The sequence below is a fragment of the Bacillus sp. M6-12 genome (assembly GCF_002860285.1).
Taxonomy (GTDB): Bacteria; Bacillota; Bacilli; order Bacillales; family DSM-1321; genus Peribacillus.
The window spans coordinates 64236-89333 of the sequence record NZ_PGVF01000027.1 but is presented as its reverse complement, the minus strand read 5'-3'; the positions used below and the strand labels follow the sequence as shown (position 1 = coordinate 89333).

The following is a 25098-nucleotide window of genomic DNA, read 5'->3' as shown; positions in this document are numbered from 1 at the left end:
TTGTTAAGTCACATTTACACCGTTACAGCCATTGTTTTCATTACAAAATTATATAGGATGAAATTTGAACCGACAAGTTAAAGAACCATAAAGTCCTTTTACTAGTTCATTCATTGTTGTTTTTCATACTTGTCCTTCTCTCGGCATATATTTTAGCTGATATGACAGATCCGGAGGAATATTTATGAATAAAAAGCACATTTCTACAATGATTCTGGCTGCTCTAACAATTTGGGTCATTGTCTACTACAGCACTGCGAAACAGGCCGAAGAAACAATTATATTTTTTCCGCTTGACCGCAATGTATCCTTTGAGTCAGCATCAACCGCACTTGTACCAAGAGATACAAGCCCCAACAAATTCACAATTGATTGGAAGGCTTCATCCCAATTAAGCGAAAAGGCATATTTGCGCCAGGATGTGTCATTGCTTTACGTAAACAGCCGACTTGCTGGAATTTTAAAGGACTGGAAACAAAACACTGATAAGCTTGAACAAAACCGGGAAGTAACTCTGGCAGACAGCAGCTTGCTGAAGGGGATAACCTTCCATTATGCCGAGCTGCAGAAAGAGCCCGAATCCTATTTGAGTGCACAAGAAATGAGCAGCAGCACCTTATATGTTGTACAATCTGCTTTTTCAAAATTACAGCATTTTAAACAGCCGCTTTCCGATGAGCAAAAGGACTGGAAACAAACGCTGGATTTAGCTGGTGCTGCAGTTTCCAGCAGAGCGTGGGAAGCGGCGATAAAGAAGTTTTCAATCAACCGGGATGAATACAGGATGCTCCCATTGACAGAGCTGGCGTTCAATCAGGATGAATTGCTTGAAGGTTATCCTAAACAAAAGCAGGATGAAATAATCGGTAAACTGTGGGAGGGACTTTATAAAAATTATGTTCTTGGTATAAAAAAAGAGGATGGCTCGTCTATTGATCCCGCAGGAAGTACCATCCCCCTCCTTTTGGTATCAAAGCCAAAAGGCGAGCTGATTGTATTGATAACGGCGGCAGACGGCACGCCGTCGCTTCTTCGCCAAAGGCTTTAGCGCATTTCGTTCATTTTATCCAATAATTCAATATATATCTTTTCGTCCGGCTGCAGCTGCACAGCTTTGCTCGCATGCTCTTTAGCGGCACTGGCATTTTGCAGGTTAATGTACACAATAGCAAGCTGATAATGGGCTTGGTGGAATTCAGGGTTTTGTTCCACTGCCTTGGATAAAAAGGCCTCTGCTTCCGGCAAGTTGCCCTTTGTCAGCTGCACTGTGCCAAGAATAAAATAAGTTTCCGGACCAGCCTGCCCGTTCTCAACGGATTCGTTCAGAACTTCGAGGGCTTTATCTTCTTTGCCTTCCTTAATATAAGAACTGGCAATGGCGGCTATCGCCTGATCATTTGCCGCAGGTTTTGCTCCCTGCTCACTAAAGCCCCACTGCAGCAGAAAATATGTTACCGCTGCCGTGGCCGCAAGGAATAGAAATTGCCTGCCAAATGCCTTTTTCCCTGGCAGCCCCACCGCGCCGGAGGCCAAGAATCCTCCAATTAAACCGCCGATATGACCTGCATTATCTATACCTTCCATAGAGAATCCAAAGGCAAGGTTAATGATAATCAAAACGATTATATTCATCCCTATCGTTTTGAAAAATATTTTTCGATGGTTCAAGCCAAAAAACAGCAGCGCCCCGAAACAGCCAAAAATGGCACCGCTTGCTCCAGCAGAAATATTTGGACTGAACAAAAAGCTGCCAAGCGTACCTGCAAATCCAGCAAATAGATAAATTAACAGAAATCGGGTATTTCCATAAATCCTTTCTACGTCAGCCCCCAAATAATAGAGGGCAAGGGTATTCATCAATAAATGAAGAACACCAATATGAAGTACAATGGGGCTTAAGAATCGCCACCACTCTCCCTGCAGGATATTAGGGGAATACTTCGCCCCAAATTCTACAAGCGTATTCATATTTTTGCTCCCGCCATTCATTTCAAGCAAAAGGAACATCAGTATTTGAATGCCAATAAAAACGTAAGTAAAAAATGGCTTACTGCGCAAAAACACCTCTTGATCCTGTTTGGCCCGTTGAATATTGGAAGAAATGACCGAATGTTTTATGTAAGCTACTTGGTCTTCGTCCAAGGTTTCGTTTTCTGATAGCTCCAATTGAAGCGGCTTTTTAAGGAGGGCATCGAGCTTCTCCTTATTTTCCGCAAAGTGAGCTGTTTCCAATATAAGTGGGCGGATCTCAATCTTTCGATTCCCTGTTGGCTGGTTCAGATTACTAGTATATTCATCTACCGGGACAAATGCAGAAACATATATGTTCAGCACCTTCAAGGAAGACTTATACAATTCCTTTCTGATCCGCTCTGCATTTAGCACTGTCCTGTCCATATCCCGTTTTAGCCAGCTTCCCCAATCCAGATCATATCTCATTAGCCTGATGACGGGATACTCCTTCTCTGATTCATTTTCAAGCCAGATTTCTTGCTGGTCGTCGGACAGGGTAATCATGCGGTATTCATAAGCATCAGATAGCTGCTTTGCCAATGTCCAAAACAGGTAATCCTCTTTATATCCCAAGCCATTCCCTACTTTCCGAGTATCCTTTTGTTATTCCTTATTCATTTAGAATACACTATAGACGAGAATATCAAAAAATAAAAGGAAAAGGGAGCATACAGTGAACTGCATACCCCCTTCGTACTTTATAGCTTGCTGAAGGGCTTAATATAGCTGCCGTCCTTCAGGAAAAACGTCTTACGGCCTGAACATACTCTGCATCATTTTATCGCGAAGCTGCGGAACATTCAGCGACTTTGAAACAACAAATTTTCTAAGCATGCTGTTGCTTAAGACCACATTCATTAGCCGGTACCTGTACCGTATGGCAGCAGCTGATGCCCCAGCAATTACGATTAATCTCCAAAACGTACGCATAGTCTATTCCTCCCCGCTAAGCGGTTCTGCCAAAGCCAGAACTCGCTGATTTTCCGCACAAAGGCAGATCAATCCCTGCTCACTAAAAATGGGAGCGAGGGCCATAACACCTAAGGACCCGGTGTCTCCATTAGTTTGGTTTTCCGCGGAGGAATTTATCCCGCTAAAGGTCTTTTATATCAAACGGTCTAAAACAGGTTTTGTAGTATTCTTTAAAATCGTGGCAGACTGAGTGAATAGTTCTTGTTCAAATTCACTTAAATTAAGCTCCAGCACTTCACGGATGCCGCTTCTGTTCACAATGGCAGGAACTCCTATGTATACATCACCGTTGCCATATTCCCCGTCAAGGTGGGCGGATACTGTCAGGATGGAGTTTTCATCATGAAGAATTGCCTTTGTAATTCGAATGAGGCCCATGGCAATACCGTAAAATGTCGCTCCCTTCCGCTGAATGATATGGTAGGCAGCGTCCCGTACATTACTAAAGATGTTATTCAGATCCTCCTGGCTGTATTTCCCGCTATTAAGGAAATCCTGAATGTGTTTTCCGCCAATATCCGCGTGGCTCCAAACAGGCAGCTCAGTGTCCCCATGCTCGCCTATGATATAAGCATGGACATTGCGCGGATCGACTTGAAAATATTCGCCAAGCAGAAAACGGAATCGGGCAGTGTCCAAAATCGTTCCTGAACCTATGACCCTTTCCTTCGGCAGTCCGGAAAATTTCCAGGCGGCGTATGTAAGTATGTCCACCGGGTTTGTTGCAACAAGGAAAATTCCATCAAAACCAGAATCCATCACCTGGCCCACAATACCCTTAAAAATCTTCATGTTCTTCTCAACAAGATCAAGCCTTGTTTCACCCGGTTTTTGGTTTGCACCGGCCGTCAGAACGATAAGATCGGCATCCTTGCAGTCAGAATACTCACCGGACCAAATTTTTGTAGGCGAAGGAGCAAAAGGAAGCCCGTGGTTCAAATCCATTGCATCGCCCTCCGATTTTTCTTTATTCAGATCAAGCAGTACGAGTTCCTCGGTGATTCCCTGGTTTAGCAGCGCAAAAGCATAGCTGCTTCCCACAAACCCTGTACCTACCACAACTACCCGGTTTACTTTTTTACTCATCATACAACCGCCTTCCAATTTTATTTTTAATTGAATGTATTTTGCCGGTTAAGAAAGGTTACAGGAACTGCATAATAATAAACCAATATCCCTTTTCACAAAATAGAAAAAAATAAACAACATGCCATTTCTTAAAAAAGCACATAGCCAGCCAGCAGGCTTCCTGCTGCTGCAAAAAAGGTAGATAACCCATTGACCACATCATTATTGAAATGCGCCCAGCCTTTTATTAAAACGGTATCTGTGCCGCAATGCACTTTCTTTTCAGTTTTCAGGCGGCACCTTGGACACCTGTATTCTGCCTGAATAAACGCTCCTAGCAAGGTGTCTGCTAAGTTTCCTGTAAAACCAATAGCAGCAACCGTAATGAACCATGCCAAGCCTTTGCTGAACAGAATGCTGCCAAGGAGAGCTATTAGTAAGGATCCTGCCAGTGCGGCAGCTGTCCCTGCAGCTGAAACGGCTCCTGAAGTCCCTTTTTCCGCCTCCTTGAATGTACGGATAAATACAGGCGGGCGTTTGCTTAGTACACCAATCTCAGAAGCCCAGGTATCCGAATTTGCTGCAGCGATGCTGGCAAGAAAAACTAAAAGCATGATTTCATGATCATATACTAGGTATAGTAAAGAGGCGGCAGCGGCTGCTCCTCCGTTGGCAGCAACTTGTATCCAGTCGCGTGCGCCCCCTTTCTCCAGCTTATCTTCAATCTTTTCTTTCTTCGCAGCCTTGTACTTTGACCAAAAGCTTGAACTGGCAAAAAAAGCGCCCAAAATAAGCAATCCCTTCACTCCAAATGCAAGTGCTACGCAATATCCGACTGCACCTGCTGCGATTGCACCCGAAAAAGAAAGGGACTTAATAAGAAAGCCAGCCATTGCAACAGACGCAATGAGGGCTAAATAAGCCAGCTCAATTTCCATGGCAAAAAACGGTCCTTGTTGGAGTAATAATTTTATCTACTCTTACATCATGAGTTTCATGCGGCAGACAGGGTATTATCTGCTGATCGAATGCCAGGGAGATTTTTGGCCCCCTGTATTGAGGCAAATACCTGTCATAGTATCCTCCCCCGAAACCAAGACGGTGCCCATCAGCTGTAAATGCAAGTCCTGGAACGACCATCAGGCTAATAGCTTCCCTCTGATAGCTTTTAGTCTTTAATGGGTTTGGCTCCTTAAGCCCAAAATATACGATTTCGAGCTGATTAAAATCGGTGATTTCCCTAAAGTCAAGCGTCCGGTTATTTGGCTCGCATTTTGGCACTGCGACGGTTTTTCCTTCCTCCCAAGCCCTTTGTATGATAAGGGAAGTTCCGACTTCGGGCGGTGCAGAAATAGTGATTCCGACCGTTTTTGCAGCGGACCATTCCGGGACCAAAAAGAGTCTATCCGCAATACTCTGTGATAAAGCTGAATATTCTTCTTCAGAAATTTCAGCTAACGAACGCTTCATTTCATTACGCAGAACTTTTTTAGCCTTGTTCAAATTATATTCCTCCCAGACCTGTATTTCATTCAGGCAGCAAAAACTTGCATATGTAAAAGAGTATAAGCACCATGATTAGTCAGTTTTCAAATATACAAAAAAAGCAACAGGAAGTATCCTGCTGCTTACTTAGTTTCGCGATGTGTTGTGTTGCGTTTATCTCTTGGGCAGTATTTCTTAAGCTCAAGACGATCTGGATTGTTACGTTTATTTTTCTTAGAAATATAATTACGTTCTCCGCACTCAGTGCAAGCCAATGTAATATTAACGCGCATGTGTATTTCCCTCCAAACATAATGGCTTCTCCATGTAGGACTTTTCTATAATAGCACTTTTCAATATGAAAAGCTAGTCTGTTTTTCCGGGATTTAAAAAATACAACCATTCGTGCGAAAAACTGCTAATTATAGGTTCTTAGAACTGGCCGTCCTTAATGGAAAATGGCATGTACTCGATTCTTCAATAGAGTATTTATCGTAACAGCCTCGTCTTTGCATTGGGTGACAATCATCCATGCGATTGCATCGGCATCTTCACCCGGAGCTAACTGCGCCTCCAAGGAAAAAGTACTGACGATATTTCCTTTCCCTAGCGGTGAAAAATTCAAGGTTCCGTCAAGCATTGATTTAAAAAGAGTGTCCTTTCCCTTTTGCCTGATACTATATTGCGATAAACCCTTTCCTTCCATAATTCCTCCCAGCAGAGTGACTGTCCCCTTTGAAGAATGTAGTATTGCCTGCTCGCTTGGGCTATAAAAAGCGGTAGCATTAGAACCACAATCACCAGTGTATTCAAAGAATAGCTTGTGAAGGCTGTATGAACGTGAAAAACTCGGTATACTCAGCCTCCAAAAGGCAACCTTTTCAGTATTTGAAGAAAGCTGATCCACTTTAAATTTTTCACTGAAGATACCATTGTGCTTCCCTTCTATTAACCAACTGAATTTTCCTTCTGTCCATAATCCCGCCCGCCACGCATATGAGTTCGTATCCAAGCCGGTTTGGCTATACTGCCTAGAGGCTGATTGAATATGCATCATTTTCCCCCCTCTTTATGTGGTTGTGAAGCAAAAGCTCCTGAAATATTCTTTCTGTTTCCGTACTGACCCTTTCCCAGCTAAAGAGTCTCTGTGCCACTTCTTTTCCAGAGCTGGCCATTTCCGCAGCCGCTTTGGGATTTTCTGCGATATAGCTGATTTTTTCAGCCAAGTCCAGGCTGCACCCTGGTTTTGCCAGCAAACCGCTGTAACCATGTCGAACGATAGCTTTCAGTCCGCCTGTTTCCGAAACGATGGTTGGTTTCCCTGACGCCATTGCTTCTAGTGCCACGATGCCAAAAGGCTCATAAATACTCGGAAAAACGGCTATATCACTATCCTGTAACATCGCATTTCTAATTTCATCGTTTACAAATCCAATAAAAGTAAACTCATCGCCGAGTCCAGATTTATCCGCCATATTTCGGTAATAATCTAGAAGCGGTCCTCTGCCTGCCACAATGAAAGAAATTTCCTTTCCCTGCTTTTTAAGCTCACAAGCAGCCTGAATCAGAGTATCATACCCTTTTTCCGGAACAAGCCTTCCCCAGGAAAATACAGTAGTCCGCTTGCCGCTGCTTGCTTTGCCGCCAGCCTTTTCAGTAAATCCCGCCATAACAGAGTCTACATTAACTCCATTTGGAATGATGCTGATTTTTTCAGGAGGGGCAGTAAAAATATCCTGAAGCTCCTGTTTCATAAATTCACTGCAAACAACAATTTTATCACTGCTGGAAATCATCTCCTCTTCAAGAAGATGGATTGATTGCTGCAGCTTAGTATGGATGCCATTATTCCGTCCATGCTCTGTTGCATGTATAGTCGAAATCAGTGGAATATTAAAAAGCTCTTTCGACGTAATGGCTGCCGCTGCTACCAGCCAATCATGGGCATGTATAAGGTCGGGAAGGCTCCCGCTTTCACAAAGGGTCCTAATTTTAGCAGCCATAGCGATATTTAAGCCGCCAATCCAAGGCAAAAACTCTTCTCCCTGGCCAGCAGGCGGAATTACACCATGTATATGGATGCCTTCAGCCAACTGATACTCTATGAGTCCCTCCGCCTGAGTGGTAATTACATGAATTTCGTGCCCGTTCTCCGCCATTGCCTGTGCAAGTCCATGAACATGCCTGGAAAGGCCACCAACTATATTAGGGGGGAACTCCCAGGATAGCATAAAAATTTTCAGCCGGCGTTTGTCCTTCCTGATACCTTTATTCATGTCGGGGGGGCAAGCGGCTGATTCACCCCCATAGAACATTCTGGCCTGAAGCTTCCATTGCTGCTCAAAGACCTCGGAATAGTCCGCAAATCTTTTTGCCCACATAGCTTGAGCAGTTTCGCTGATGCCAGCCAGGTAATAGGCCCACATGCGCAGCATGGCAGCTATTAGCCTTTCACCACTGGCAGAAGGATACTGTGAATGCTGATAGAATGCAGATTCAATAACACCTTCCATATCGCTTGCAGCCTTTAAGCGGGCTATATCCCTGTCTAAAAAAAGAGATTCACCCTCAAACATTCCTGAGTAGGAAAATGATAGATGGGCTGTCGGCAATTGCTCCTGTTTTCTCTTAATATTGTCTGCTATCGTTTCATTTGAAAGGCTGAAGAAAGTCTGAGGAAAGAAGGCCCCCTCCGCTGAATCCTGAAGCTGATCAAGACCAATAACTGCTGCCATATTATCAGGAGCATGCTCGATTTGCTGAAGCTCGTTTAAGCACTGTATCTTTTTAGCAGGAAGAATTATCATTCCATGCGGACTATAAATCGTTGCATCACTATCTGTAATAGGGTCACTTAATTGAAGCCCCTTTTGATCAATAAAGGTATACCGGAACCCTTTTTCATGAAGGACCTTATCGATTCCAGGCAAAAAAGCGTTAGCTGGAAGCCAAAATCCGATAGGTACGGTACCAAAATAATCCTGAAAAAGCTTAACAGATTGTGTAATTTGCATCGAGACAGCTGCTGCAGACTGAATGGCAGTCAGGGGAAATCCTGAGAGGGAGGATGCCAGCAGGATAATCTTCCCCCGGATGCTTTCTGCCTTTAATCGCGCAATAATACCTGTTTCATGTTTCACGAAGCTGTCTGAAGCCTTCTTCTGGCTCGTTAACCAATCCTGCCAGCCCGTCTGGAAATCTGCATCAGCAAGCATCTGAATTGTTAATCCTGATAATGAGAGATAAAGGCTTTTTCCGTCAGGAATCTTTTCTAGGAGAGTAAATAAGAAGGAAAATTGCTTTTCAACAATACTATATACTCTGTTTTTCTCTTCTGCCGCTAAACAATTCATCTCAATAAACGGTATGTGCCCGTTGATTACTAATTGCATTGTTTTCCCTCCTATTTCCGATCCCTTTCATAATAGGAATACGTGCTTACATGTTCAATCCAATTAGGCTTCTGGTCCTTACCGTGCTTCCATCTTTCTACATCTGGCGCCAGATAACCGCATTGAGCGGTGTCCAATCGGGGCATTTGCAATGGAAAAGATTTCATTAGCGGAACAAAAGTGCCGTTCTCAAACAGCATTCCCATTTCCGCTAAATAAGATCTGTTGGGCTTTAGGCCGCTTATTTGCATATAAGTATCGCGCTTAGGCGTGATAAGGTCGACAGAGTAATGGGCATTATTCCCGCTGTAATGGATGCCGGTAATATCCTGCATTCTAATAGCTAGCTGGTAAAAGCCCGCGTATTTCCAAAAAATCTCCCCTGCTTTCAATGTTGCAGAAGAAAGATTCCAAGTAGCCAAGGCACTATCACTGCTCAGCAGGATGACTGTAAGCCTGTCCTTTGCAGCTGACATAGCATTTCTATTTCTCATATTATTATCTGTTTTTTTCACGTTCTTGCCGGCTGGCGAAGCCTGCATAGGAATTAGATCTTTTTTCACAGTAATAGGTTTAGATTTTCTTTTATTCACTCGAACCGATTCTTCTTCCTTCTGATATTTCGTCCATTGATACTGGACCTTTCCAACTGTCGTGTCCAGCCTTTCTGCAATTTTCCTGAAGGAAAGTCCTTCATTCCGCAAAAGCATAATTTTATCTATCAACGGTATCACCCCACCCTCAAAAACTTACTATCTATATGTACTCAAGCTGCATAATATTCCTGATTTATGTAAATTAATCGTAGCATTTATAGGTTAGACGAACAATAAACACAATTTGTCGACTTTTTGCAAATCCAGAAGCGGCAAAGAAAAAAAATTTTCATTACACCCTTTCAGACATGGTTTAGCTTTGTTATGTTGTTTTTCGACAATAATCCCAGGGAAAACCTGACATTATTCCCGATATTTTTATTATTGGAGACAGAATGCCCAGCAAAATTAATCCACTCGGCAAAAAAATGTGTAGAATAGAGATATAATCAAATCTTTGAGGTGAAATAATGGATTTTGCAATAATATGTTTACTCGTATTTGCGGTAATTTTGCTATTATTTTCTTTCTTCAAAAAAGACCGCATTACAAAGCTAGAAGAAGAAATGGAGCAAATGACGCTCAATCATATGCAGGATATATATCAGTTAAAAAGAAAAATAAAAGTACTTGAGGAAGAATTGCTTATCCAGGATGTGCCTACCGGTAATGGGAAAGGTTTTAGACCAGCTGCGGCACCTGTTTCCGCAAAAAAACCGGCCATTAATGAGATTTTGAAAAGCCAGGTACTATCCCTCTACCAGCAGGGGCTACCTTTGGAACAGATTGAAAAGCAATCCGCTCTTTCTATGAATGAAATACTGATGGTTATCGAAGATCAACAATCGCGGGGGTTCACATCATGAACCGATCTTCATTGAGAGCATTTTCAGCTGGTATTATCCTTTCAGTTGCCTGCCTGGCGGGAGTGCGTTACTTCGTGCCTTCTGATTCAGAACCTACTGTTACTGAAGCTAAAGAATTGCTCACTGAACATGGATTTACAGTCAGCAAAAAGGCAGACCAGAATGCTGGAACTGGCAAACCTGAAAATTCATATGCAAAGGTACAAACGAAGCAATCGGCACAGCAAGATCAGAAAAGGGAAGTAAAACAGGAAGAAATAAAAGCGGTAGTTCCGGAAAGCCAGCCTGATGCTAACAAGAGTGAAAGCAAGACTAACAATAAAGAAGATAAAACTAAGGAAGAGGCTGCTGAAGCTGGGAAATCGGCAAGAACCTACACAATTACAATCGAGTCCGGGATGACTCCTGACGATATCTCTGACATTTTGGTCAGCCAAGGAATCTTAGAAAACGGGAAACCTTTTGAGGAATACCTGGCGGAAAATAATCTACACTCCAGAATTCAGGTCGGGGAATTTGTCGTCACTTCAAATATGTCTGTAGCACAGCTTGCCAACACAATTGCAAGGAAATAATCTTCCTTTAACAGTAAAAAGCAGCCCTTCAGGCTGCTTTTACTTTTGCTATTCATTTAAATCAAGCTGTCTTCCACGGACTAAATAGTAGATGCTTTCTGCAATATTTGTCGCATGGTCAGCTGTTCGTTCCAAATATCTGGCAATAAAGGAAAGCTGGGTTACCTGCTGGAGATTGGTGCTTGTCAGCTGAAGCAGGTCTCGAATGCTTTCACCGTATAAATCATCTACCTTGTCATCCATTTCCGCAATTTTTCGGGCGAGCAGGACATCCTCTGTTTCGAATGCTTTTAGGGACAGCTCGATCATTTCCAGAGTTATTATCTGCATATCTTTTAAATGAGTAATCGGGGTAATAAATGGCTGGTTGCCGATCCGAATGGTTGATTTGGCGACATTTACTCCAAAATCAGCCATTCTTTCGATATCGGAAGCAATCTTTATCGCTGCAATGATGCGCCGAAGATCAATGGCAACAGGCTGCTGCTTGGCAATCAGCAGGATCGCTTGCTCATTGATTTCATTTTCCAGCAAGTCTGCTTTGTTATCATCCTCAATTACCTCTAATGCTTTTTCAAGATCCTGGTTTTCTAAAGCCGAGAAAGATTCCTCCAGCGATTGCTTTGCCAATTCCCCTAACTCGATTACCATATCCTTTAGCTGTTTTAGCTCCGATTCGAACTTTTCGCGTACTACCATGACCGTTTCTTCCTTTCCGGCTTATCCGAAGCGCCCTGTAATATAGTCTTCCGTTCTCTTATCAGTTGGAGTTGAGAAGATGATATCCGTATCCTTATATTCAATAACTTCTCCATTTAAGAAGAATGCCGTTTTGTCAGAAATACGGGCTGCCTGCTGCATATTATGAGTCACGATGATAATGCTAAAATCTTTTTTTAATTCCTGGACAAGTTCTTCTACCTTTAATGTAGAAATGGGATCGAGAGCTGAAGTTGGTTCGTCCATTAGGATTACATCCGGCTCAATAGCGAGACATCGGGCAATACAAATTCGCTGCTGCTGTCCGCCGGAAAGACCATAGGCATTTTCGTTAAGCCGATCCTTTACTTCATCCCAAATCGCTGCTCCGCGAAGACTTTTCTCGACAATCTCATCTAGAACCTTTTTGCTTCGAATACCATGGATCTTAGGACCGTACGCAATGTTGTCGTAAATGGACTTAGGGAATGGGTTTGGTTTTTGGAATACCATCCCCACACGGGTTCTTAAATCTTCAACCCTGAAATTCTTGTCCAGTATATTTCTTTCTCTGTACAAAATCTCACCGGAAATTCGAACTGAAGGAACCATTTCTACCATTCTGTTCAGTGTTTTAATGTAGGTTGATTTACCGCAGCCGGATGGTCCAATGATTGCTGTTACTTCATTTTCACGAATTGCCAGATTAATATTTTTTAAGGCATGGCCTTCCCCATACCAAAGGTTAAGGTCTTTTGTATTGTAAACGATATTCTTAGAAGCCTTTGCCATCTCGGAAACCTCTCTTTTTGAATGGATTTCAGCAATTTTCTTCTCGCGGGCAAATGTTGCCATCATATTAATAGCCTCCTGGACTAATATCTTTTTTGAAATTTATTTCTAATGATAATTGCAATCGAGTTCATCAAAAATAAAACAATTAAGAGAATTACAATTGTCGCTGCCGCCAGATTAGCATATTCAGCTACTAGCGCCGAATCTATAGTCCAATAGTATATTTGCACAGGCAATATAGTAAATCTGTCAAGGATTCCATCCGGAAGTGGGATAAGCAATGCCGGTATACCAATTACAACAAGCGGTGCCGTTTCACCAATTGCCCGGGAAAGGGCTAAGATAACTCCGGTCAAAATTCCAGGTATAGAAGCAGGCAGCACAACATTTTTTATCGTTTGCCATTTGGTCGCTCCCATTCCATAAGATGCCTCTCTTAAAAATTGGGGTACAGCCCGAATCGCTTCCTGGCTTGCGACAACAACAACAGGCAGAACCAATAACGCCATCGTCAATCCGCCCGCCAGAACAACGGACCCTAAATCCATTGTCCTTACAAAAACAGTGAGACCAAGAATACCAAATACAACAGAAGGAACACCTGCCAAATTTGAAATATTCGTTTGGATAAATGATTGGAGCCTGCCTTTTTTTGCGTATTCCTCCAAATAAATAGCAGTTCCTACTCCTAAGACCATTGTGACCGGGGCCACTACGAGCATTAGCCATAAAGTTCCCATGATGGCACCCATAATGCCTGCTCTTTCAGGGGCGGTAGATAGCTTATTCATGAGAAAATCAGAATCTATCCAGCCAATGCTCTGGGAAACAACCCTGTATATAAGAATGACTAATACAACGAGCCCAAATAATGTGGCAGATAGGAATAACCCCTTTGCAAAATTGTTTGCCAACAGTCTGGAACCCATTCTCTTTTGCACCTGCTGGGCGTCAACATATTTCATATTAGTATTCCTCCCTGAATTTGCGCGAAATATATTGGGCGACTAGGTTCATTACTAATGTGAAGACAAATAATGTCATGGCAACAGCATACAAGCTGTAATATAATGTAGTCCCTGCAGCGGCCTCCCCGCCAGTTACTTCCACAATATAGGCTGTCATGGTCTGCATGGACTGAGTTATATCGAATGTGAAGTTTTTCGAACTTCCGCTTGCAATCGTTACAATCATTGTTTCCCCAATCGCACGTGAAATCCCCAGTACAAATGAGGCGATAATACCCGACATAGCCGCTGGAATAACCACTTTCCAGGCAACCTCAAGTTTTGTTGCACCAAGTGCCAATGCTCCCTCGCGCATAGCGTTAGGGACAGCGCTCATTGCATCCTCTGATAAAGAAGCAACCATCGGAATAATCATGATGCCCATTACGATACCAGGGCTAAGGATATTCGTAGGTTCTAAGCCCGGAATAAAGGATCTTAATAATGGTGTAACAAATGTAAAAGCGAAAAAGCCATAAACAATCGTTGGTATTCCCGCGAGAATTTCCAGAATCGGTTTAAGTGTCCGCCTCAATTTTTCAGAAGCATATTCACTTAGGAAAACAGCTGTCATTACCCCAATTGGAATAGCAACCAGCATCGCAATTGCAGTGGAAATTAAGGTGCCTGTCAGCAATGGCAGTACACCAAAGACAGCATCGTCTCCTAAAGGTTTTAACTTAGTGCCTGTAAAGAAGTCTAATAAGGGAACCTGTTTAAAGAACATAATAGTTTCAGTTAATAAAGTCGCCACAATACCGATAGTCGTTAAAACAGAAATAGCTGCAATAGCAAACAATATGCCAGGTATAAATTTTTCAGTATAATTACTGATACTAGTTGAACTTTTCTTTTCTTCAATCATTTTGCGGATATTTAGCTTATTTTTGTCTTCAGCTGCCGCTTTTGCCAAAATAAAAACCCCTTTCATCCAATTTATAATCCAAGGGAGAATTAGAGAAACCTTAAATCACAAGCATAAGAAGATGAGAAGGCACACTTCTCATCTTCCAGGAATTCAACCCGCTTGCTTTTTAAAGGCTTACTTCAGTCCTTTTAAAGCGTCGAGGGATGATTGCTTGTCTTCATCCGATAATGGGGCAAAGCCAGTTTCCTTCGCTACGTCTTGTGCGTTTTCCATAGTATAGATCGCATAATCCAATACTTCCGGCTTATCTTTTGCATGATTTGTGTTCAGGTATGTGAATACTGGACGAGTGAATGGAGCATAATCCCCGTCTTCTGCGATTGTATCAAGTGTTGGCTCAACCGGACCTTTTCCGAAGTCTACCTTTACTGCAGCGAGCTTATCTTTATTGCTTTCATAGTAACCATAGCCGAAGAATGCGATAGCGTTTTTGTCTTTGGATACTAGATCAACAAGAGTAGAGTAATCCTGCTGTAAATTGATTCCTTCAACCATTGGTTTTTCTTCAAGAATGTTTTCAAACATGAACTCATAAGTTCCGTGGTTTTCGTTAGGACCATATGTTTTGATTTCTTCTGCCGGGAAGTCCGGGCGAACATCAGACCATTTTTTCTTTCCTTTTTCAGCTAGGAAAATGTCGATGATTTCTTGTTGAGTCAGTTCTTTAGCCCAGTCATTGTCTTTGTTGATGACAAAAGTCAAACCATCCAAAGCTACCTTCATTTCCTGGACTTCAATTCCAAGCTTTTCAGCTTCTGCTTTTTCTTCGTCTTTTATTTGACGGGAAGCATCATTAAAGTCAGTGCCGTCTTTTGCCAGGAATTTTTTGAACCCGGCAGATGTACCCGCACGGCTAACCTCAACAGAAACGCCTTCCTGTTCATTAGTCATATAATTTTCAGCCATTTTAGCCATAAATGGAAATACAGTACCAGAACCGTCAATTACTACACTGCCTTCTAATTCAGCTGTTTCTTCAGCATTTTTATTATCATTGTTTCCATTTGCTTCATCTTTATTTCCGCCTCCGCAAGCGGCTGTGAATACCATAACCGCTGCTATTAACATAAGCAGACTTAATTTTCTAAAGCTTTTCATACCCTTAATTCCCCCTACGAAATTTTGTGGTTTTTGTTTGTCCTACAAGACTAAGGATACTGTGGAACTTTTAAAGTGGTTTTAATGGAGTGTAAAGGTTATGTAAATATGAATGGAGAAATTGTAAATATCATTCATTCTTAGTGAAAAAATTGGCTGATTATTGTACTCGATACAAAGTTCTTAACAAAAAAAAGGACGTCCCTTAAGTCAGTATTTGACTTAAGGGACGTCCCTATTGAGCATGTATTCAGCCGCAGCCGCTTTATTTATGGCAAGCTGTTTAGCAGGTTTTTAATAGTTTTGTGATCCTTCGCCAGCTGTTGTACTCTCGTTTTCCACTTTTACCTTCAATACGGAGTCAGGACCTTTTACTGTTTCTTCTGTAGATTGAGTGCTTTGCTGCTGCTGCGCCCGCTGCTTTTTTAGATTAAAGTATGCATCCATAGCAGCTGCTCCTATTTCCTTGTTCATATTATGAGCCGGTTTTCCTTGATAAGCCCAAGGGACTACAACAGATAAGGCAACTTCAGGTGCATCTGATGGAGCATAGGCCACGAAACTCAAATTAATCGTTTCCGGAGGCTCCTCATAATTCTTACGCTTTGGACCATCATAAAATGATTCAGCCGTTCCTGTTTTTCCAGCAGGACTGTAAGGCTTATCTCCAAACCATCTATTGGCAGTACCGCCCTTTTCCTGGGTAACCCTTTTGAAGCCTGTCTGTACTCGTTTAATCCATTCTTGCTTCATATCCAGGCGATTTAATACAACAGGGGGCATTTCCTGGATGACTGGACCTAATGTATCCTTATCATCGATTGGCTGGCGTATTTCCTTAACGATATGCGGCTTCATTCTATTTCCTCCATTTGCAATGGTTGAAACATATTGTGCAAGCTGAAGCGGCGTGTATGTGTCATATTGTCCTATGGCTAAGTCAAGCAGCTTACCTCCGTCAACCGGCCCTTTAAATCCTGCCATTTCATTTGGAAGGTCTATTCCAGTTCTTGTTCCAAGCCCAAACTGGCTGAAGGAATTACGCATAATTGAATAAGTTTTTTCAAGCCTCGGCCTAGGTATACGCAAGGGCTGGCCTGCAACATATCGGGATTGTGCAATATCGATAGCAGTAAGGAACATGTATACGTTTGATGACAGCTTTAGTGCCTCGGTATCACTAATACTTCCCAAATCTTTATAAGAACCTTTATCTGGGGTACCTTTAATACTTAGTGTTCTATCCCACCGGATTTGTCCAGGCTTAGTCGCTCCTGTTTTGTAACCGGTTAATACAGTTGCTCCCTTAACGGTTGAGCCAACTGTATAAGAAGAAGCTAAATTACCAAGGGCATTGTCTTCCATTACCCATTTTCCGTTTTCGTCCTTATGATATCTTTTTCCAGCCATTGCGAGAATTTCGCCAGTAGTCGGATTCATCATTGTCACATAGGCATATTCAAGAAAACCAGTATTGCCCTGCGCTTTTTTCTGTTTCAATTGCTTTTCGATAATATCCTCTACAGCCAGCTGAAGATCCATATCAACCGTGAGGACAATATCCTTTCCGCGCTCCCCATCCGATATTGGGATGGACTCAATGATGTTTCCGGCTTTATCAGTCCTGTTTTTCACTTTTGCCTTTTGGCCATGGAGTACATCTTCATACTGCATTTCAATATAACTCTTGCCTACCCGATCATTACGGCTGTAATCCCGTGCAAGGAAATAATCAAGCTGTTCATTTGGAAGTCCTTCCTCAGAAGTAGATACCTTTCCAAGTACAGATTTTAAGGTCTCGCCAAAGGTATACTTCCGGTCCCAATCGGTCGTGATATCAATTCCGGGCAATTCTTCAAGATGCTCGCTTACGACCGCAAATTCTTCCCGTGTTACATTTTTATTTTTTATTATTTTAGGGGTTAGAGCCTTACTGCTGTTTAACTCCCTGAAAATGGCCAGCACCTCAAGCTCCTGGGGTGAAAATTCATTTAACTCCGCTTCCGTTATCCGGTCTCTTTGGAGTTTATAAAGGTCTTTTTGAGTTAGCTTCTCTTGGGCTACCATATTCAATTCTTTTTTCGTAATTTTCGCTTCGGCACGCTTAGGATTCTTTAAAATCCAAAAATCCTGTTTATCCCGTTCCGTGATTTTTTCTGTATCCTTCTCGATGAATTTTGCCAGCTTTTCGGCTGTCTCGAGCATTTCTTTTGCTTTAGTCCCTTGATACCTTGTATAGGTAATCGCATCAAGCGGAACGTTATCAACGATAATTTTCCCGTTTCGTTCAAACATTTTCCCGCGCGGAACCGGATTGTTAACAGTTATATCTTCTGTTCTTTCTATTTCACGGCGATAGTCTTCCCCATAAACGATCTGGACTACACCAAGCCTTAATACTAAAACTGAAAATAATAGAAACACCACAAAAAACAGCAAATTCAACCTTACAGGAACATGCGTCTTTTTTTTCTTCTTTTTTTGCAAAACTAAGCCACACATCCTTTATTAAAATAAAAACATCTTCCTCTTTCATTATTCTATAGAATGCAAAGCGATTTTTCTAGTACAGAGTATAACAAAACTCTTAGAAATTTCATTCTTTCTTATAGGTAAATGATGGAATTAGAAAAGTGCAAGCGCCCTGACAAAAGGAACGTCGGCACGTCCTCACAAAGCTGCCGCTTTGTTTCGTGCGATGTGTCGCTGACGAAGCTTTCCTTGTCCTGTGCGTCTGTTTATTTTCCTGCGGAAAAAAAGTTGCTGGGCGCTGAAGCTAGACATCTGTACTTATTAAATACTTTCTTGCCTTTAAAAAAACCCGTCTGTTTACCAGACAGGTTCCACCACATCAACATAACATCTTTAATTGGCTTTAGCTGATGGCAGCTGAATCTTCCTGACAAAGAAGTAAATACAGGAATGGCCCGCTCCTAAAATCAGCAATAGAACAGGTATGCTAATTTTTTCGTTAAATAGGGTTATAGCCAGTATAAAGGATAGTACAGATATTACTCTGCCCATATTAGTGAACACTTCCCTGACGACAATATACTCCACGCGCATTTCAGCAGCCTTCCAAGCACTGCCTATGGTGTCAAATGTAAGAGAAACGTAGGGGACAAGCAATACAGGATAAGCAATCGCAATTACCGCTGCATACATCAGCAGTTTTAGATAAGTGGGTTCGTGAACAATTAAAAACACGGATGCATAAAGCAACAGGCCCCCAATAAGTATCGACTTCTTTTTCATGGCAGGCTTGATAAATTTCGAGGCACAATAATACGCAATAAACGAAATGCCTGAATTAATCAGCCCGAATTTGCCCAGAGCCATTTCACTGCCAGTCGACAAGAAAACGAACACGGAAATAATAAATGAAAACGTTCCCTCTCTAAGACCTTGAAAAAAGTTTGCATATGTAATAAGCCGCCAATTCAAATCATTCCTGCGTTCCTGCCAGATGCGCCCAAATGAATACTTCCCTTCCGCCGGCCTTCTTCGAATCGAAAGGCTCAGAAGTACCGCAATCATAAAAAGAGAAAGGGATAGTCCAAATACAATGGAATACCCAGTGTATTTCGCAAATCTTGAAATGATAAAGCCGGCCAGAACGGGACCGATCATCCCTCCTGAAGATGAGAGAATTCCCATAAAACCGTTGAAATAATCCCTGGTATCAGGTTCGGTAATTTCAAATGTCAGAACATTAAAGGCAAGCCAATAGAATCCATATCCAATTCCCAGAAGACTGCCTAAAAGGATAAGATAATCCTCCGCCTGTGAACCCACTGCCAGCACGCACATATAAAATAAAGAAAGAAATATAACCCCTAGCCTCAGTACAATAATCCGATCCACCTTTTTAGCAAGGCGGCCTGCCAGGATGAATGTGAGCGGCTGAAGGACCACTATCGATAAATTAAAAATGCCGATGTCAAGGAACCTCCCAGACTGTTTCCATAAGTAAACATTCACAAAGGTACTGGATAAAGCGACGCTCAAGCTATACAATCCACCAATGATTAGCAGCAGGTATAAATTTTTCTTTACTTCTGATTCCCCAGTCCACTTTTTAAATATGCGCATTGTTTACCTCTCCTTTAACGTCTGAGATAGTTTTTGAATAAACAATGGCAATTATGTAAAAACAGTATGATTGGTTCAGATTACCTACTTGTGGATACTTACTTGTCACAGCAAAAAAACCTGCCCTAAATTCAGGACAGGTTTTAAGTAAATTTAGTGATAATTATTTTGCAGAGCTGAAACGCTTGGAAACTTCATCCCAATTAACAACATTCCAGAATGTGCTGATGTATTCTGGACGGCGGTTTTGGAATTTCAGGTAGTAAGCATGCTCCCAAACATCAAGGCCCAGGATTGGTGTTTTGCCTTCCATTAATGGAGAGTCCTGGTTTGGAGTGCTTGTTACTTCAAGCTCACCATTGTTTACAGCAAGCCAAGCCCAGCCAGAGCCGAAACGAGTTGTTGCAGCTTTCGCAAACTCTTCCTTGAAGTTTTCAAAGCTGCCGAATTTAGAAGTAATTGCATCAGCTAATTCACCTGTTGGCTCTCCTCCGCCATTTGGAGAAAGAATTTGCCAGAAAAGAGTGTGGTTAGCGTGTCCGCCGCCATTGTTACGCACTGCAGTACGTACAGATTCCGGAACAGCATCTAGGTTTGAAATAACTTCTTCAACAGTTTTGCTAAGAAGCTCTTCGTTTCCTTGCAACGCGTTGTTAAGGTTTGTTACATACGTGTTGTGATGCTTTGTGTGGTGAATGTTCATTGTTTCTTTGTCAATGTTCGGTTCTAACGCATCATATGCGTATGGAAGCTGTGGAAGTTCAAATGCCATTTTAAAAATCCTCCCTATGTACAAAAAGTTTTCAGGACTGCAGGTGATTCATATTCAGCAGAAAACGATTACAGCAGCAGTCTGTTGTTTTTAGATTAACAAAAGTTAGTAAATGATTCAAATTTTATGCTTATTAAATGTCTCTTTTTCACCAACCTATTGTATGCAATTATCATTGTTTGATGTAAAGATTATTCAATTAGCTTTAATCCGATCGCAGCCACGAGCACCATAAAGATGAAAAGCAGCCGCTTCCAATCCTTCGATTCGCCATAGAAGTACATTCCTAAGAACGCTCCCCCACAGGCTCCAATTCCCGTCCAGATAGCATACGCGGTCGCCATCGGCAAAGTCTTCATTGCCAGGGAAAGAAACAGAAAGCTTGCACCGAAACCTGATATTAATAAAGCAAGCGACTGCCAATTTCTATCCTTATGGAATTTATTAATCATGATTACTCCAGACATTTCACAAAGCCCGGCAATAACTAGATAAAGCCAGGCCATTAAGCTTCCTCCCCTTCCTTTGCTTCTGTCACCATTTTTAAACCAGCCACACCAGCCAATAACAACCCAATCAGAAGAATTTTATCGAGTTTAAAGGATTCTCCAAACAAAAGAATCTCCATTATTACGGTTCCAGCCGTACCGAGCCCTGTAAAAACAGCGTACACCGTTCCGACTGGCAGTTTTCGCCCAGCCATAATTAGACCATAAAAACTAATGGCAATTGAGATGATTGTGCCAGTCCAGGTCAGAATATCATCGGCATACTTTAAGCCTATTACCCAGCAAACTTCAAAAACAGCAGCGATTAACACCTTTAACCAATCCAGATTCAATGTAATCCCCCTTATTAGGTTAGCATACTCCTTACCAGCAAATGGAATTGTACAGCCTTTTAACGTATTGCGCCGCCAAAAAAAAGCCTCGGAGAGTCATAATCTCCCAGGCTTTTATCCTTCCGTGGCACAGCATAAACGGCTGTGAGTTCTCTCTCGGACCAGACCGGCAATAAGCCGCGGAACCCTAGAAAACATTAGTTTTATTTCATTTCTCTATTATATACATATTTAGCCTTTATACAACCGACTTATCAGAAAACCTCTAACAGAAAATAGCCGACCATAAGAAGCTGGATAAACGCTTTTGCAGCGACACTGCTTATAAATCCTAAAACCGAACCAAGACCTATTTTTACTGAGGTGTTAAAATCCTTTTTATGAACGATCAGTTCCGCTAATATTGCTCCCACAAAGGGTCCGATTAGGAGTCCGACCACCGGAATGATAAACGGGCCGACAAGTATGCCGACCGTGCTTCCCCAGATAGCCGCTTTCGATCCCCCGTGCTTTTTCACCCCGATCATATTTGCTACATAATCTGCAGCAAATAGCAAAAGAACAAAGATTATCTGCACTGACCAGAAAAGCCAGTTAAATGGCTCGAAAGTGAAAAGGACACCATACAGCAGCATCCCGCCAATAATGAATAAAACGCTTGGAATTATTGGAAAAACCAATCCTGCGAAACCAACAAGGAATACAACAGATATAATTACCCAGTAGATCGTTTCCATCCTGTAATCTTCCTTTCATATTGTTTTATAAATGATTGAGCGATAAAATGAAACATGGTAAAGTATTTTTAATTAAAGGTGCTGTTGTGCATGAATATTTTCAAGCAATTTTTAAGAAGCCTCTATTCTCCAAAAGATATCGCAGGTTTCCGTTTTCAAGGGATGGGCAAGACAGTCTTGTATATATTTTTCCTGACATTGATTGCCATTCTTCCATCTGCCTATCATTTTACCACAGCTTTGACGGAAGGTGCAGAAACCATACGGGAGAAAGTGACAACTGAGATGCCAGCTTTTGAAATAAAAGAAGGTATACTTGATTCACAGAGTGAGGAACCTGCCATTATTACAAAGGATGGCCTTACTATCTTTGTAGATGACACGGGAAAAGTGTCAAAGGAAGATATTCAAGCTAAGTCCACCAGCGGTATTGGGCTTTTGAGAACTGAATTTGTGTTCTATGGTCCCGGAGGTCTTCAGTCCTATCCCTACTCCATGTTAAATGGTATGGAGATAACCAATAAAACATTAGCGGAAATGCTTGATTCCTTTAACAGCATGCTTGTTATTATCGTACCAATCTTCCTGCTTGTTCTTTTTGGGATTTCGGCTGCTGTTCAATTCATTGAAGTTACATTGCTTGCATTCTTTGGAATGTTAGTGAAAACCCTTCTTGGGAGAAACCTGCCTTACGGTATGATATGGAAAATGACCGCATACAGCATTACCCTCCCTACAGTCTTTTTTACAATTATGGGATCCCTTAATACCCCAGTCAGGGGCGGACATCTTGTTGACTGGTTTGCGGCCCTCCTCGTGCTCTTCCTGGCGATCAAGGAAACTCCGCAGCAGAGAAACGACTAAATCGCTTTTTTTGAAAAAGCCTTGTGCGACTATAACCGCTGCGCAAGGCTTTTTGTTTTGTCAGAAATCCAGCTATATTCAATTTTAGAAAAATTTTTTAGAAGATTGCCGGTTTTTCGGCATATTCAGTGTGCCACTTCATATAAATAGATTAAAGACAAGCCACAGGAGAGGATCTTATGAAGAGGCTCGCACTGTTACTCACCATCGTTTTTATTTCATATATTATTTATATCGATATTACAAAAGGCACTCTGCCAGGTGCAGCCACTGAAACGGCCGCAATTGAAGCAGTGAATACAAAAACTTCAAAGGCTGGCCAGCATGAGGAGATCTCCTACAAAGAAGTAAAGGTCCAGCCGGGAGATACACTTTTATCATTAGTTGAAAAAGACAAGAATGGTTCGTCAATTGATATACAAACTATTATTAAGGATTTTCAGTCATTAAACGGGGGCCTAAAGCCTGAGGATATGAAAAGCGGAAGTACGTACAAGGTGCCTAGCTATCGTTAAGGTTATTCATTTTTATATAAATTTGGTGTGACACCATAGCCTTTTTGAGGGAGACCTATGTAAAGCATAGTGTATTATATAGGGCAAGGAAGAATACTGTCTTTGGTCAGGGCCGTTAGGTATGGAAGATATTCATTTCTTGTCACCTTTCCGTATGATTGATACAATATTTTTGTAATACATGAATAACTGAAACTAAATTGTTTTTTTCCTAAAGGAGAGAATCCCGCTTGAGTGAAATTATACATCGCACGAAAACAAGGCCGGTTAAGGTAGGAAACCTGACTATCGGCGGAAATAATGAATTAGTTATCCAAAGCATGTGCACTACAAAGACACATGATGTGGAAGCAACGGTTGCTGAAATCAAACGCCTGGAGGAAGCAGGATGCCAGATTGTCCGTGTTGCATGTCCGGACGAACGCGCTGCTAATGCAATTCCTGAAATCAAGAAACGGATTAATATCCCTCTTGTGGTCGACATCCATTTCGATTACAAACTTGCTCTTAAAGCTATAGAGGGCGGAGCGGATAAAATTCGGATAAATCCGGGCAACATTGGACGCCGGGAAAAGGTAGAGGCAGTCGTTAAGGCTGCAAAAGAAAAAGGGATTCCGATCCGTATTGGAGTTAACGCAGGTTCCCTGGAGAGAAAAATCCTGGAAAAGTACGGTTACCCAACTGCTGACGGAATGGTAGAAAGCGCCCTTCACCATATTAAAATTCTAGAAGACCTTGATTTTCACGATATTATCGTATCAATGAAGGCTTCTGACGTTAACCTCGCTATTGAGGCATATGAAAAGGCAGCAAAAGCCTTTGATTATCCGCTGCACCTTGGCATCACAGAGTCAGGCACACTATTTGCGGGAACAGTTAAAAGCGCTGCAGGACTTGGAGCAATACTCAGCAAAGGAATCGGAAATACGCTTCGTATCTCACTAAGTGCCGATCCAGTTGAAGAAGTGAAGGTAGCACGCGAGCTGTTAAAATCGTTTGGTCTGTCTTCAAATGCAGCGACGCTGATTTCATGCCCGACCTGCGGAAGAATCGAAATCGACTTGATTTCCATCGCCAATGAGGTAGAGGAATATATTCAGACGATCAAAGCACCGATAAAGGTGGCAGTACTCGGCTGTGCTGTGAACGGCCCCGGAGAAGCAAGGGAGGCTGATATCGGTATTGCCGGTGCCCGCGGTGAAGGATTGCTTTTCCGCAAAGGCCAGATTGTCCGCAAGGTTCCAGAAGAGACCATGGTTGAGGAATTAAAGAAGGAAATAGATAAGATTGCAGAAGAATATTTTGCAAAAAAAGCACTGGAACAGGTCCAGTAATAAACTGAAAAAGAGAAGAGCCGAAAAATAATCGGCTCTTCTTTTTTCAGTTCTTATCAAAAAAACGGGGCAATAATCAGTCCAATTACGATCGCAACAATTCCAAGCCCAATTGCCCATGCTCCAAGGGAATCGGCTCCTCTGCGCCTTGCCAGGAAACCTAAAACAATTCCGGCGGCACCAAACAACAGAGGAAGGATGAACATCGCAAGGATCGATAAAGCCAACGCGGATAATCCAAATGCTCTTCCAGCTTCTCTGTCTTCGTTCCCAGCAGCTTCTCCGCGGCCTGCTCTTCGTCCCATTACCGGGGCGCTAAACTCAGCAGCAGTTTCTTCGTAATAGCTTTTCCTTCTGCGTTCATTCGCAGTTTTCCCTTCGTTGTCTCCCTGGTTATTGTACTTTGAATTCAGTCCATCATTCGACTCGCTGCGTTTTTCATCCATTAG

General features: G+C 42.2%; 27 protein-coding genes and 1 riboswitch. Of the genes, 6 read left to right on the top strand and 21 right to left on the bottom strand.

The window, feature by feature from the left end; translation table 11 throughout:
- Window positions 1–184: 184 nt before the first annotated feature.
- Complete coding sequence (locus CVD28_RS23195; protein ID WP_101597072.1) at window positions 185–1048, top strand: hypothetical protein; 864 nt, start codon at window positions 185–187, stop codon at window positions 1046–1048.
- Here CVD28_RS23195 and CVD28_RS23190 read toward each other — a convergent pair.
- From CVD28_RS23190 to CVD28_RS23150, 9 genes are all read right to left on the bottom strand, one after another.
- A complete protein-coding gene (locus CVD28_RS23190) occupies window positions 1045–2586 on the bottom strand; it encodes a rhomboid family protein (protein WP_101597071.1) in 1542 nt (513 codons plus the stop codon). The genes CVD28_RS23195 and CVD28_RS23190 overlap by 4 nt on opposite strands.
- A 177-nt stretch (window positions 2587–2763) precedes the next feature.
- Window positions 2764–2943: a hypothetical protein gene (locus CVD28_RS23185; RefSeq protein ID WP_101597070.1), complete on the bottom strand. Its 180-nt coding sequence runs from the start codon at window positions 2941–2943 to the stop codon at window positions 2764–2766.
- 174 nt (window positions 2944–3117) lie between these two features.
- On the bottom strand, window positions 3118–4071 hold the full coding sequence (locus tag CVD28_RS23180; protein ID WP_101597069.1) for an L-lactate dehydrogenase: 954 nt from the start codon (window positions 4069–4071) through the stop codon (window positions 3118–3120).
- Window positions 4072–4202: 131 nt separating this feature from the next.
- Window positions 4203–4991: a DUF92 domain-containing protein gene (locus CVD28_RS23175; protein ID WP_101597068.1), complete on the bottom strand. Its 789-nt coding sequence runs from the start codon at window positions 4989–4991 to the stop codon at window positions 4203–4205.
- Window positions 4981–5556, bottom strand: a complete 576-nt coding sequence (locus CVD28_RS23170) for a 5-formyltetrahydrofolate cyclo-ligase (protein WP_101597067.1) — start codon at window positions 5554–5556, stop codon at window positions 4981–4983. The genes CVD28_RS23175 and CVD28_RS23170 overlap by 11 nt, the downstream gene beginning before the upstream one ends.
- Before the next feature lie 125 nt (window positions 5557–5681).
- Complete coding sequence (gene rpmG, locus CVD28_RS23165; protein ID WP_101597066.1) at window positions 5682–5831, bottom strand: 50S ribosomal protein L33; 150 nt, start codon at window positions 5829–5831, stop codon at window positions 5682–5684.
- A 155-nt stretch (window positions 5832–5986) separates the two neighbouring features.
- Window positions 5987–6592 (bottom strand): hypothetical protein, encoded by a 606-nt coding sequence (locus CVD28_RS23160; RefSeq protein ID WP_101597065.1) that lies wholly within the window; start codon window positions 6590–6592, stop codon window positions 5987–5989.
- Window positions 6570–8930, bottom strand: coding sequence for a glycosyltransferase family 4 protein (locus CVD28_RS23155; RefSeq protein WP_101597064.1), 2361 nt, complete (start codon window positions 8928–8930; stop codon window positions 6570–6572). The genes CVD28_RS23160 and CVD28_RS23155 overlap by 23 nt, the downstream gene beginning before the upstream one ends.
- Window positions 8931–8941: 11 nt before the next feature.
- Complete coding sequence (locus CVD28_RS23150; protein WP_101597063.1) at window positions 8942–9655, bottom strand: DUF4912 domain-containing protein; 714 nt, start codon at window positions 9653–9655, stop codon at window positions 8942–8944.
- Window positions 9656–9996: 341 nt separating this feature from the next.
- Between CVD28_RS23150 and CVD28_RS23145 the strand changes: the two genes are divergently transcribed.
- On the top strand, window positions 9997–10392 hold the full coding sequence (locus CVD28_RS23145; RefSeq protein ID WP_101597062.1) for a hypothetical protein: 396 nt from the start codon (window positions 9997–9999) through the stop codon (window positions 10390–10392).
- Entirely contained in the window at window positions 10389–10967 is a 579-nt protein-coding gene (locus CVD28_RS23140; RefSeq protein ID WP_101597061.1) for a hypothetical protein, read from the top strand. The genes CVD28_RS23145 and CVD28_RS23140 overlap by 4 nt, the downstream gene beginning before the upstream one ends.
- Before the next feature lie 48 nt (window positions 10968–11015).
- On the opposite strand, the gene phoU is transcribed toward CVD28_RS23140, so the two are convergent.
- The 11 genes from phoU to CVD28_RS23085 all read right to left on the bottom strand — a co-directional run bounded on the left by phoU (window position 11016) and on the right by CVD28_RS23085 (window position 21936).
- Entirely contained in the window at window positions 11016–11666 is a 651-nt protein-coding gene (gene phoU / locus CVD28_RS23135; protein WP_101597060.1) for a phosphate signaling complex protein PhoU, read from the bottom strand.
- 21 nt (window positions 11667–11687) lie between these two features.
- A complete protein-coding gene (pstB, locus tag CVD28_RS23130) occupies window positions 11688–12524 on the bottom strand; it encodes a phosphate ABC transporter ATP-binding protein PstB (RefSeq protein WP_101597059.1) in 837 nt (278 codons plus the stop codon).
- A gap of 17 nt (window positions 12525–12541) precedes the next feature.
- Window positions 12542–13426, bottom strand: coding sequence for a phosphate ABC transporter permease PstA (gene pstA, locus CVD28_RS23125; RefSeq protein ID WP_101597058.1), 885 nt, complete (start codon window positions 13424–13426; stop codon window positions 12542–12544).
- A gap of 1 nt (window position 13427) precedes the next feature.
- On the bottom strand, window positions 13428–14333 hold the full coding sequence (gene pstC, locus CVD28_RS23120) for a phosphate ABC transporter permease subunit PstC (protein ID WP_374702567.1): 906 nt from the start codon (window positions 14331–14333) through the stop codon (window positions 13428–13430).
- A 177-nt stretch (window positions 14334–14510) separates the two neighbouring features.
- The gene (locus CVD28_RS23115; RefSeq protein ID WP_101597056.1) at window positions 14511–15494 is read right to left on the bottom strand and encodes a PstS family phosphate ABC transporter substrate-binding protein; all 984 of its coding nucleotides are present in this window, start codon (window positions 15492–15494) and stop codon (window positions 14511–14513) included.
- 294 nt (window positions 15495–15788) lie between these two features.
- On the bottom strand, window positions 15789–17996 hold the full coding sequence (locus CVD28_RS23110; protein ID WP_180954284.1) for a peptidoglycan D,D-transpeptidase FtsI family protein: 2208 nt from the start codon (window positions 17994–17996) through the stop codon (window positions 15789–15791).
- Between the two features lie 363 nt (window positions 17997–18359).
- Window positions 18360–19586: an MFS transporter gene (locus CVD28_RS23105; RefSeq protein WP_101597055.1), complete on the bottom strand. Its 1227-nt coding sequence runs from the start codon at window positions 19584–19586 to the stop codon at window positions 18360–18362.
- 163 nt (window positions 19587–19749) lie between these two features.
- Complete coding sequence (locus tag CVD28_RS23100) at window positions 19750–20358, bottom strand: superoxide dismutase (protein ID WP_101597054.1); 609 nt, start codon at window positions 20356–20358, stop codon at window positions 19750–19752.
- Window positions 20359–20549: 191 nt separating this feature from the next.
- Window positions 20550–20864, bottom strand: coding sequence for a DMT family transporter (locus tag CVD28_RS23095; RefSeq protein ID WP_101597053.1), 315 nt, complete (start codon window positions 20862–20864; stop codon window positions 20550–20552).
- Complete coding sequence (locus tag CVD28_RS23090) at window positions 20864–21199, bottom strand: DMT family transporter (protein WP_101597052.1); 336 nt, start codon at window positions 21197–21199, stop codon at window positions 20864–20866. Before CVD28_RS23090 ends, CVD28_RS23095 begins: the two co-directional genes overlap by 1 nt.
- Window positions 21200–21300: 101 nt before the next feature.
- Window positions 21301–21401, bottom strand: a riboswitch (guanidine-I (ykkC/yxkD leader).
- Window positions 21402–21453: 52 nt separating this feature from the next.
- Window positions 21454–21936 carry a DUF456 domain-containing protein gene (locus CVD28_RS23085; RefSeq protein WP_101597051.1) on the bottom strand — a complete coding sequence of 161 codons (483 nt, stop codon included), beginning with the start codon at window positions 21934–21936 and terminating at the stop codon, window positions 21454–21456.
- A 90-nt stretch (window positions 21937–22026) separates the two neighbouring features.
- On the opposite strand from CVD28_RS23085, the gene CVD28_RS23080 reads away from it, so the two are divergent.
- From CVD28_RS23080 to ispG, 3 genes are all read left to right on the top strand, one after another.
- Window positions 22027–22800, top strand: a complete 774-nt coding sequence (locus tag CVD28_RS23080) for a DUF1189 domain-containing protein (RefSeq protein WP_101597050.1) — start codon at window positions 22027–22029, stop codon at window positions 22798–22800.
- Between the two features lie 179 nt (window positions 22801–22979).
- Window positions 22980–23315 carry a hypothetical protein gene (locus CVD28_RS23075; protein ID WP_101597049.1) on the top strand — a complete coding sequence of 112 codons (336 nt, stop codon included), beginning with the start codon at window positions 22980–22982 and terminating at the stop codon, window positions 23313–23315.
- A 239-nt stretch (window positions 23316–23554) separates the two neighbouring features.
- Complete coding sequence (gene ispG, locus CVD28_RS23070; RefSeq protein ID WP_180954296.1) at window positions 23555–24649, top strand: flavodoxin-dependent (E)-4-hydroxy-3-methylbut-2-enyl-diphosphate synthase; 1095 nt, start codon at window positions 23555–23557, stop codon at window positions 24647–24649.
- Between the two features lie 56 nt (window positions 24650–24705).
- Here ispG and CVD28_RS23065 read toward each other — a convergent pair whose 3' ends face one another.
- The gene (locus CVD28_RS23065) at window positions 24706–25095 is read right to left on the bottom strand and encodes a hypothetical protein (protein WP_101597047.1); all 390 of its coding nucleotides are present in this window, start codon (window positions 25093–25095) and stop codon (window positions 24706–24708) included.
- Window positions 25096–25098: the final 3 nt, after the last annotated feature.

Bases quoted from the DNA above. Each gene is read 5' to 3' on its own strand.
- CVD28_RS23100 (WP_101597054.1), bottom strand. From the start codon at position 20,358: ATGGCATTTGAACTTCCACAGCTTCCATACGCATATGATGCGTTAGAA.
- CVD28_RS23105 (WP_101597055.1), bottom strand. From the start codon at position 19,586: ATGCGCATATTTAAAAAGTGGACTGGGGAATCAGAAGTAAAGAAAAAT.
- CVD28_RS23080 (WP_101597050.1), top strand. From the start codon at position 22,027: ATGAATATTTTCAAGCAATTTTTAAGAAGCCTCTATTCTCCAAAAGAT.
- CVD28_RS23180 (WP_101597069.1), bottom strand. From the start codon at position 4,071: ATGAGTAAAAAAGTAAACCGGGTAGTTGTGGTAGGTACAGGGTTTGTG.
- CVD28_RS23185 (WP_101597070.1), bottom strand. From the start codon at position 2,943: ATGCGTACGTTTTGGAGATTAATCGTAATTGCTGGGGCATCAGCTGCT.
- CVD28_RS23095 (WP_101597053.1), bottom strand. From the start codon at position 20,864: ATGGCCTGGCTTTATCTAGTTATTGCCGGGCTTTGTGAAATGTCTGGA.
- CVD28_RS23145 (WP_101597062.1), top strand. From the start codon at position 9,997: ATGGATTTTGCAATAATATGTTTACTCGTATTTGCGGTAATTTTGCTA.
- CVD28_RS23155 (WP_101597064.1), bottom strand. From the start codon at position 8,930: ATGCAATTAGTAATCAACGGGCACATACCGTTTATTGAGATGAATTGT.
- rpmG (WP_101597066.1), bottom strand. From the start codon at position 5,831: ATGCGCGTTAATATTACATTGGCTTGCACTGAGTGCGGAGAACGTAAT.
- pstC (WP_374702567.1), bottom strand. From the start codon at position 14,333: ATGATTGAAGAAAAGAAAAGTTCAACTAGTATCAGTAATTATACTGAA.
- CVD28_RS23140 (WP_101597061.1), top strand. From the start codon at position 10,389: ATGAACCGATCTTCATTGAGAGCATTTTCAGCTGGTATTATCCTTTCA.
- phoU (WP_101597060.1), bottom strand. From the start codon at position 11,666: ATGGTAGTACGCGAAAAGTTCGAATCGGAGCTAAAACAGCTAAAGGAT.
- CVD28_RS23075 (WP_101597049.1), top strand. From the start codon at position 22,980: ATGAAGAGGCTCGCACTGTTACTCACCATCGTTTTTATTTCATATATT.
- CVD28_RS23175 (WP_101597068.1), bottom strand. From the start codon at position 4,991: ATGGAAATTGAGCTGGCTTATTTAGCCCTCATTGCGTCTGTTGCAATG.
- CVD28_RS23115 (WP_101597056.1), bottom strand. From the start codon at position 15,494: ATGAAAAGCTTTAGAAAATTAAGTCTGCTTATGTTAATAGCAGCGGTT.
- CVD28_RS23160 (WP_101597065.1), bottom strand. From the start codon at position 6,592: ATGCATATTCAATCAGCCTCTAGGCAGTATAGCCAAACCGGCTTGGAT.
- CVD28_RS23065 (WP_101597047.1), bottom strand. From the start codon at position 25,095: ATGGATGAAAAACGCAGCGAGTCGAATGATGGACTGAATTCAAAGTAC.
- CVD28_RS23085 (WP_101597051.1), bottom strand. From the start codon at position 21,936: ATGGAAACGATCTACTGGGTAATTATATCTGTTGTATTCCTTGTTGGT.
- CVD28_RS23195 (WP_101597072.1), top strand. From the start codon at position 185: ATGAATAAAAAGCACATTTCTACAATGATTCTGGCTGCTCTAACAATT.
- pstA (WP_101597058.1), bottom strand. From the start codon at position 13,426: ATGAAATATGTTGACGCCCAGCAGGTGCAAAAGAGAATGGGTTCCAGA.
- pstB (WP_101597059.1), bottom strand. From the start codon at position 12,524: ATGATGGCAACATTTGCCCGCGAGAAGAAAATTGCTGAAATCCATTCA.
- CVD28_RS23110 (WP_180954284.1), bottom strand. From the start codon at position 17,996: ATGTGTGGCTTAGTTTTGCAAAAAAAGAAGAAAAAAAAGACGCATGTT.